This window comes from Campylobacter sp. 2018MI13 (assembly GCF_018501135.1).
GTDB lineage: Bacteria > Campylobacterota > Campylobacteria > Campylobacterales > Campylobacteraceae > Campylobacter_E.
The window spans coordinates 1-6,332 of the sequence record NZ_JAHCZC010000090.1 but is presented as its reverse complement, the minus strand read 5'-3'; the positions used below and the strand labels follow the sequence as shown (position 1 = coordinate 6,332).

General features: G+C 27.9%; 6 protein-coding genes. 1 reads left to right on the top strand and 5 read right to left on the bottom strand.

Translation table 11 applies throughout. From position 1 onward, the window contains the following. Window positions 1-1,423: phenylalanine--tRNA ligase subunit beta (gene pheT / locus KJQ99_RS08305; RefSeq protein WP_214150520.1), on the bottom strand; the 1,423-nt coding region annotated here is incomplete at its 3' end. Then, window positions 1,420-2,412, bottom strand: coding sequence for a phenylalanine--tRNA ligase subunit alpha (pheS, locus tag KJQ99_RS08300; RefSeq protein WP_214120333.1), 993 nt, complete (start codon window positions 2,410-2,412; stop codon window positions 1,420-1,422). The genes pheS and pheT, both read right to left, overlap by 4 nt. An 84-nt stretch (window positions 2,413-2,496) precedes the next feature. Here pheS and KJQ99_RS08295 point away from each other — a divergent pair, with 84 nt between their 5' ends. After that, a complete protein-coding gene (locus KJQ99_RS08295; RefSeq protein WP_214120332.1) occupies window positions 2,497-2,859 on the top strand; it encodes a histidine triad nucleotide-binding protein in 363 nt (120 codons plus the stop codon). A gap of 30 nt (window positions 2,860-2,889) precedes the next feature. Here KJQ99_RS08295 and KJQ99_RS08290 read toward each other — a convergent pair whose 3' ends face one another. The 3 genes from KJQ99_RS08290 to KJQ99_RS08280 all read right to left on the bottom strand — a co-directional run bounded on the left by KJQ99_RS08290 (window position 2,890) and on the right by KJQ99_RS08280 (window position 6,097). Continuing rightward, complete coding sequence (locus tag KJQ99_RS08290) at window positions 2,890-3,918, bottom strand: cytochrome-c peroxidase (RefSeq protein ID WP_214117524.1); 1,029 nt, start codon at window positions 3,916-3,918, stop codon at window positions 2,890-2,892. 259 nt (window positions 3,919-4,177) lie between these two features. Beyond that, entirely contained in the window at window positions 4,178-5,371 is a 1,194-nt protein-coding gene (locus KJQ99_RS08285) for an argininosuccinate synthase (protein WP_214150519.1), read from the bottom strand. A 9-nt stretch (window positions 5,372-5,380) separates the two neighbouring features. Then, the gene (locus KJQ99_RS08280) at window positions 5,381-6,097 is read right to left on the bottom strand and encodes a transporter substrate-binding domain-containing protein (RefSeq protein ID WP_214117526.1); all 717 of its coding nucleotides are present in this window, start codon (window positions 6,095-6,097) and stop codon (window positions 5,381-5,383) included. Window positions 6,098-6,332 lie beyond the last annotated feature (235 nt).

Sequence of the window (6,332 nt, the reverse complement as noted above, 5' to 3'; positions counted from 1 at the left end):
TGTTTGTTCTGTTTAATTCATAAAAATCAAGTGGTTTAGGCTTAATATTATCAATACCAATCATTCTTACTATTTCTTCACAAATATCAGCAGAATTATTAATATCGTGTCTATAAAATGGAACTTTTAAATATAGATTATCTTCAGCAATACTTAATTCAAACCCTAATCTTTTTAAAATTTTCACAACATCATTTTTTTCGCAAGACTGACCTATCATATTTTCAAGCTCACTAATATTACAATTAATTGATATTTTTTCTTTGCTTGGGGTATTTTGACAAGAACTACCATAAATTTTAATGTTTTTATTAAGTTGTAACAAATTAAATAAATAATCAATTCCTATATTAAGCTCTGGTTCGCTACCCCTAAAACTTCTATAAATATCTGTATTTTTATAATTTTTATGGGTATTTGCGATTATTTTAGGATTTACATAATTTGCAATTATGATTATTTTTTTACTATCTTTATCTATTTTAAATTCTTCATTTTGTGTAATTCCAGCAATTGCTAATTCTTTATCTTTATACTTAATAACAAATTCTTTGTTTTCTTTGGTTTTTACATCTAAACTTATTTGTTCGCATTCATTGCATAATTTGCTTAAATCAACTGCATTAAATAATACCCCGCTTGCATGTGTTGTGTAAGATAATAAGTTTTCTATAGCATTATCTTTTAATTCTTCAATACTAGCTAATCTTAATTTAACCTTTAAAGTATTTTCAATATTATTTAATAATTCTATTGCTTTTATATTTAAATTACCATCAATTCCATCACTAAAATGAACATTTAAAATTCTTCTAATACCTTCTGCATTATCAACATCTTTAAAAGGTTTCTTTTCTTTTAAATTAATATCTAATGCTGCACTTAAATCTCTTGCTATACCATTAATACTTAAGCAATCCCCACGATTAGGAGTTAGCTCAATTTCAATTAATTCATCATTAAATAAAGGATATTCGCATAATTCTTTACCTAAAGTAAGTTCGCCTATACTATTATCTAAAACCATAATGCCATCATTTATTTTGGCAAATCCAAGTTCAGTTGATGAGCATATCATTCCATTGCTCTCAACCCCACGCAATTTAGCTCTTTTAATAGTAATATCACCAATTTGTGCACCTTCTAAACTAACTGCTACAAATTGCCCTGCTTCAACATTTTTAGCTCCACATACGATTTGTAAAACTTCATTACCAGTATCTACTTGGCAAATACTTAATTTTTCAGCATCAGGGTGCTTTTCTTTACTCATTACTTTTGCAACTACAACTTTTTTAGGAGCTATAATTGTAGTTACTCCATCAACTTCTAAACCTATGCTATTTAAAGTTTTTACTAATTCATCTGTGCTAATATTTTTTAAGTCTATAAATTCATTTAACCAATTCTTACTAATTATCATTTAAATTGCTCCAATAATCTTAAATCTCCTTCAAACAATGACCTTAAATCAGGTATTTTATGAAGTAGCATTGCAAATCGCTCAACTCCTAAACCAAAAGCATATCCGCTAACATTTTTATAGCCAACATTTTTAAATACATTTGGATGAACCATACCACAACCCATAACTTCAATAAAGCCAGTTTGCTTACAAATTCTACAACCACAACCGCCGCAGAATACACAAGATATATCAACTTCTGCACTAGGCTCTGTGAATGGGAAAAAGCTTGGACGAAATCTAACTTTTACATCTCCGAACATATATCTTAAAAATTCTTCTAAAACATATTTTAAATTAGCAAAAGATATTTTATCCCCATCTTCAACCACAAGCATTTCTATTTGATGAAACATAGGAGTGTGTGTAATATCAAAATCTCTTCTAAATACGGCACCAGGTGCAATCATTCTAATAGGTGGATTTTGTTTTTTCATAGTTCTTATTTGCACCGGACTTGTTTGAGTTCTAAGTAGTAATTTATCTATAAAATAAAAAGTATCTTGCATATCTCTAGCAGGATGTGATTTAGGTAAATTTAAAGCTTCAAAATTATGAAAGTCATCTTCAATCAACGGACCTTCTTCAAGACTAAAATTTTGTCTTAAAAAATAATCAATTATCTTATCCATTGTGCTCATTACAGGATGAAGAGCACCAGAATTTGAACGCTCATCAAAATAAGCAAAATTGAAAGCATCTTTTTTAGCTTTTGCTTTTATAAATTCATCTTTTAAATATTTTTGCTTTTGAGTAAATTTATCATTAAATTCATCTCTTAATTTATTTAAAATTTCTGCTCTTTGTTTTTTTTCATCACCTTCTAAGTCTTTTAACTTAGCAAATTCACTTGTTAAATAACCTTTTTTACCAAGAATTTGCACCTTTATTTGCTCTAATTCTTCAAGCGAAGAACAATTATCTAAACTAATTAAAATATCTTCCAAGAGTTAGCCTTTTTATTGATTTTTTACAATTTTAGTGTAAATTACATAAATAAACGATTAAGACTATTAAAAAAAGGAAAGAAAATGAGCGATTTAAATGTTTTTGAAAGAATTGTAATAGGCGAACTCCCATCTAGTAAAGTTTTAGAAAATGATGAATTTTTAGCATTTCACGATATAGACCCAAAAGCTCCTGTTCATATATTAATAATTCCTAAAAAAAGATTTGTAAGTTTTCAAGATGTTGATGGTGCTACAATGGCAAAAATGACAGATTTTATTCACGAAGTTGCAAAATTATTAGGACTTGATAAGAGCGGATATAAATTACTTACTAATGTAGGTGCTGATGCAGGACAAGAAGTGTTTCATTTACATTTTCATATGCTAGGTGGATTAAAACTATTTATTCCAAAAGTTGAAGAAAATAAAGAAGCATTATTTTAATTTAAATTCCTAGCATTTAGCTAGGAATGTTTAATATTCTAAATCAGGTTTGATTGTTTTAGAAGTTGAAGCAGGTAAGCTAGGATATGTAATATCAGGCATTTTACCTGTTAGTGATTTTAAGAATGTAATTATTAATTGTGATTCTTCATCATTTATTTCTATTCCTAATTGGATTTTTCCCATTAATTTAACAGCTTCATCTAATTCCCAAATAGCACCATTATGATAATAAGGTGCGGTTAATTCAATGTTTCTTAATGTAGGAGCTTTAATTAAACCATCGCTATCTCCTTTAAAATCACCTATATTTGCATATTTATATTTATTAGCTACTTCAAATGCTTGTAGTGTCCCACCAAGATTAATACCTGTATGACAAGCAGTGCAACCTTTATCTATAAATAGTTTTAATCCTTGTTTTTCTTCTTTACTTAAAGCTTTTTCATTACCATTTAAAAATTCATCAAATCTTGATGGAGTTATTAAGGTTCTTTCAAAAATACCAATACTTGTAGCAATTAAATCAAAATCAATTTTTTTATCTCCATAAGCTTTTTTAAAATCATTAACATATTCAGGAATTGAAGTAATTTTGCTCACAACTTCACTTGGTATAGCTGCCATTTCTACTGATGATTGAATAGGCCCTTTTGCTTGGTCTTGTAAATGACCTGAACGACCATCCCAAAATTGCGAAGAATTAAATACAGAATTATAAACCGTTGGAGAGTTTAGATGATGTGGATTAGGAGACCATTTATGCCCTGTACTTGCTGGAACTCCATCAGTTCCACCTAAACCTAAATTATGACAGGTATTGCAAGATATAATTCCACTTTTTGAAATTCTTGGGTCAAAATATAGTTTTTTACCAAGCTCAACTCTTTCTTTAGTGGTAGGATATTCTACATAATCAGGTGCATATTGTTTAATTAATTCTTCTAATTTGGCTTTATCGCTAGGTATAGCAACCAAACCTGCTTCTTTTGCTTCATCAATTAAACTAGCAGCATTTAAACCTACTAATAAACTTAAAGATAACATAATTTTTTTCATTATTTTCTCCTTTTAATTAAAGTAAAAAGATTATAAAGTTTTTTAGATAATAAAAAATATTATTTATATAAAATTTTATAGTTTTATAATTTATTTTTTGATAAAAAATATTATTTAATTCATCAATATGCTTTGTGTAAAAATTAAAACAAATATCGTAATAATAGTGTTTTGAATAGCTAGAAAATAGAATTAGATTGTAAATAAATATAGAAATAGAATAATTTTAGGTCTTAATGAAAAGACCTAAAATATTAAATTAAGATTTTTTTAGTGCTCTAATTTTTGCACTTAAGCTAAATAGTCTTATAAATCCTGCTGCATCAAATTGATTATAAACTTCATCTTCGCTAAAAGTTGCAAAATCTTTATCATAAAGACTATTAGGAGAGCTTTTACTCATTGCATTGCAATTGCCTTTATATAATTCTATAATTATTTCTCCATTTAAATCTTTGCTAAATTCATTAATCGCAGCACTAATAGCAGCTCTTGTAGGGCAAAACCACTTACCATCATACACTAAATAGCTCATTTCAAGTCCTAACATAGCTCTTAATTTTAAGCTATCTCTATCAAGAACGATTTGTTCTAGCGCTCTTAAAGCAGTATTTATAATTGTTCCGCCAGGTGTTTCATAACATCCCCTTGATTTCATTCCTACAAGCCTATTTTCTACAATATCAATCCTACCAACTCCGTGTTTTGCCCCTATTTCATTAAGCTTATTTAAAGCTTCATAAGGACTTAGACTAATATCATTTACCTTTGTAACCACACCTTTTTCAATGCTTAATTTTACTAATTCAGCTTCATTAGGAGCGATTTTTGGATTTACACTTAGACAAAAACAATCTTCATTATTAAAAGTTGTAGTATCTTCTAAAACTCCACCTTCAGTTGAAATATGCCAAGCGTTTGCATCTTTGCTATAGATTTTTTCTTTACTCGCAGTTGTTTTAATATTTTTTAACGCTAAAAAATCAAGCAAATCTTCTCTTGATTTCATATTCCAAATTCTCCAAGGAGCTATAACTTCTAACTTAGGTGCTAGTGCGTTTATAGTATATTCAAATCTTACTTGATCATTACCTTTTCCTGTAGCTCCATGTGCGATAGCATCAGCATTAATGCTTATTGCATAATCAACTAAAGCCTTAGCAATTACCGGTCTTGCCATTGAAGTGCCTAGTAAATATGTGCCTTCATATAATGCCCCGCTTAAAATTGTAGGATATATATAGTTTTTAACAAAATCTTCTTTTAAATCAACTACCACACAATCTTTTGCCCCTGAATTAAATGCCTTTTGTTTAACATCTACTAATTCATTTTTATCTTGACCCACATCAGCTACTAAAGCATACACTTCACAATCATAATTTTCTTTAAGCCAAGGAATAATTGCTGAAGTATCAAGCCCACCACTATAAGCTAAAACAATTTTTTTCATACTTTCTCCTTAATTATCTAAATCGTATTTTTGTAATAATTTTACATAAGTTCCGTTGTCTTTTAGAATTTTTAAGGCATTATTAAAATCATCTTTTAATTTTGTATTACCTTTAGCAAATGCAAAACTCACTCCATCACCTAAAATTGGTGTTTTAGCAAATACGCTAAGTTCAGGATAAGTATTAATATAGCCTTTAGCCACAGCAGCGTCTAATACAAAACCATCTATTTTTTTATTAACCGTTGCTAAAACAAAAACTATTAATTCAGAATTTAAATATGGTTTTACGCCTTTAATTTTACTAACTTCATCAGCTTGTAAAGTGCCTAATTGAGCTCCTAATTTAGCCCCTTTTGATAAATCTTCTAAAGAATTTATATTAGTATTTTCTTTTAATTTAACATAATAATTTACCCCGTTATAATATGAATTAGAAAAATCAACACTTTTTGCTCTTTGTGGGGTTTCATTCATTCCAGAAGCTATAACATCAATTTTTCCTGCTTTTAAAGCATTGATTAAACCATCAAATTCAATAGCAACAAATTCAACTTTAATATCTAGTATTTTTGCTATTTCTTCCACTAAATCCATATCAAATCCAACAATTTTACCATCTTTCATATATTCAAATGGTGCATAACCAGGAGATGTTCCTACTTTTAAAATATCTTGAGCAAAAATTTGTGCAACTAGTGCAAAACCTAAAAATAACTTTTTCATAATTAATCCTTTTAATAAAAATAAATAACTAAATTGCTTAGAGCAAAAAACTAAAATAACCTAAATAATAATGATAAAACTAACAATAATAAAAATTAACAATGATAAAATCTGGGAAATTAAAAAATAGTAGTAAGCATCAACGAAGTCTTAAAAATAATTTAGCAACACTCTTTTGCATTATTTATCCTTTAAAATAATTTAAATAATAATATCAATATTTTTTGTTAATGTT